This window comes from Flavonifractor sp. An112, from assembly GCF_904377885.1.
In the GTDB taxonomy this organism is placed as follows: Bacteria; Bacillota; Clostridia; order Oscillospirales; family Oscillospiraceae; genus Flavonifractor; species Flavonifractor avicola.
Map to the genome: position 1 here is coordinate 1 of NZ_CAJFGT010000120.1, position 2,117 is coordinate 2,117.

Genomic DNA, 2,117 nt, shown 5'->3' on the forward strand with positions numbered 1-2,117 from the left:
CTGAGTGGCGTTTGCCTGCCCATCGGCATCCACCAACAGCACCCGCAGCCGGCAGCTGGTGGCCAGCACATAGGCCAGATTGACGGCGGTGGTGGTCTTCCCCACCCCGCCCTTTCGATTCACGATTGCAAAAGTCTTCATGCACGAACACTCCTATCTGTTTTCCATCGGGAAGCACTCCCGGATGGTCTCATTGCCCACTTTGGCTTCCGCCATGTAATACCGCCGGGCCGGATGGATGTAGACGATCCGGCCTGTTACCGACCGCAGCTTGCGCATCTTGTCCGCCCGCTGGCCGCTGACTTCATGGTCAAAGGCCGACGGCGTCCAGGTGATCTTCTCGCCCAGTCTCATGCTGTGCCTCCTCCAGAGCCTGGACCGCCAGAGTCAGCGCCTGGGCCACCTGCAGGTGATCCGCCGGGAAGCTGCTGGCCCGTGCCAGGGCCTCCCGGCGCAGGATCTCCAGCCGCAGCAGCTGGGCCGCTCTGGGCTTGTCCATGCTGGTCTCCTTTCTCCGCAAAGGGATCGTCAGGGTCATCATAAATGCCCTCCCAGAAACGGTCAGCAAAGCTGATCTGCTTGTACTGCCTGGGCCGCTTCATGGGGGCCACCGGGGGCGCCGGCTGATCCACCACAGACTGGCGGAATCGCTGATAAGCTCCGTCAAAAGTGAGGTACATCCGCCCCCGCTCTCCGTCCTTGTTCTTGGCCAATTTAAGTACACGACGGCTCTCATTTGGCTTGGACGGGTCCTCCAGGTAGAGCAGCAGGATGGCGTCCGCATCCTGCTCGATCTGTCCGGACTCCCGCAGATCGCTCATGGTAGGCTCAATGACCTTGCTCTCGTCCTTGGTCTTTTCCGACCGGGACAGCTGGGACAGGGCCACCGTCAGGATGCCGTTGGTGTGGGCCATCTGCTGGAATGCCCGGCTGATGGAGGCCACCTGCTCCGTCCGGTTTGCCTTGCGGGTCTCCGGCTCCACAATCTGGAGATAGTCCACATAGACGATCTGGTATCGGTTTGCCAGGGCGTCTGCCCGAATATCTGCCGCCGTCATACCAGAGGCGTCAATGAGGTCCATCTGATGCTTGATGATCCTAGGTGCGGAGTTGGCCGCCTGGGCCCACTCAGCCTCAGTGAGGGCGCCCCGCTTGATAGCCGCCATCTCGATCCCAGCCAGATTGGAAATTAAACGGTCCGCCAGCTTGTAGCGGCTGGTCTCCAGGGAATAAAATCCCACCCGCTTGACCTCGCTCTGGTGGTAAGCAAAGGTCACGGCCAGAGCTGTCTTGCCGGCGGAAGGATAGCCGCCCAGCACCACCATGTCCCCCAGATCAACAAAGAGCTGCTCATCCAGCTTGGCTAGCCCCCAGGTCATGTACCGGTGCGGTGTTGTGTGCCGCTGCCAAAAGGACTGGAGCATCTGCTCCATGTTCATCCGGCGCACGCTCTGCCGCTCCACTGTGAGGGCCTGCAGCTTGCTTATACCCTGGACCATGGCCTCCATGTCGGACACGGTGGTAAGCTCCTGGGCAATCTCCCGCCCGCGGTAGACTCGGGCCTGTTCCTGCATCCTTGGCACATAGGCCCAGATATTGGCGGCGGTTGGGGTGTCCTCCATGATCTGGATGAGGGCCTTGCTCCAATGATCCCCGCCGCCCAGCCTGTCCCGTATGGTCACCGAGTCCACCGGCTGACCGCTGACAAACTGGGCCCGGATGGCCTGATAGATCCGCCGGTAACTCTCGTCCAGGAAGTCCTGGTCAGACACCTTGCTCAGCACCGGTCCCACCAGCTCCGGTGAGATCAGCAGGGAGCCAATCACCGCCTCCTGATTGGACAGCCGGTCCTGAACATCCGTGTTCACCATGTAGGCACCTCCTCCCGCTGGACCACCTGTACCGATGAGGCGGCCTGCACGGTCTTCCGCTTCTCCGTCCACCGGCGGTCCCGCAGCCAGCGGAAGGCGTAGGGGATGCCCCGGCCTTCCCGCCAGTCCTCACATTCCAGGTGTCTTTTAAGCCCCACGGCGATGTCGTGGAGCAGCGCCTCCTCAGATCCATACCGCTTCACCAGGGCCTGGTCCTCCGGCAGCTTGTCCCACTGCTCCACCGCC

4 protein-coding genes are annotated in these 2,117 nt (G+C 62.0%); all 4 read right to left on the reverse strand.

All coding sequences use genetic code 11. The features are described 5' to 3' along the window. Positions 1-141, reverse strand: a 141-nt coding sequence (locus IHN22_RS12485; protein ID WP_191435681.1) for a ParA family protein, incomplete at its 3' end; no start/stop codon positions are given. Between the two features lie 12 nt (positions 142-153). Further along, positions 154-354 (reverse strand): hypothetical protein, encoded by a 201-nt coding sequence (locus IHN22_RS12490; protein WP_191435682.1) that lies wholly within the window; start codon positions 352-354, stop codon positions 154-156. Next, the gene (locus tag IHN22_RS12495) at positions 351-1,871 is read right to left on the reverse strand and encodes a replicative DNA helicase (RefSeq protein ID WP_191435683.1); all 1,521 of its coding nucleotides are present in this window, start codon (positions 1,869-1,871) and stop codon (positions 351-353) included. Before IHN22_RS12495 ends, IHN22_RS12490 begins: the two co-directional genes overlap by 4 nt. Continuing rightward, positions 1,865-2,117, reverse strand: a 253-nt coding sequence (locus tag IHN22_RS12500; protein WP_191435684.1) for a hypothetical protein, incomplete at its 5' end; no start/stop codon positions are given. The genes IHN22_RS12495 and IHN22_RS12500, both read right to left, overlap by 7 nt.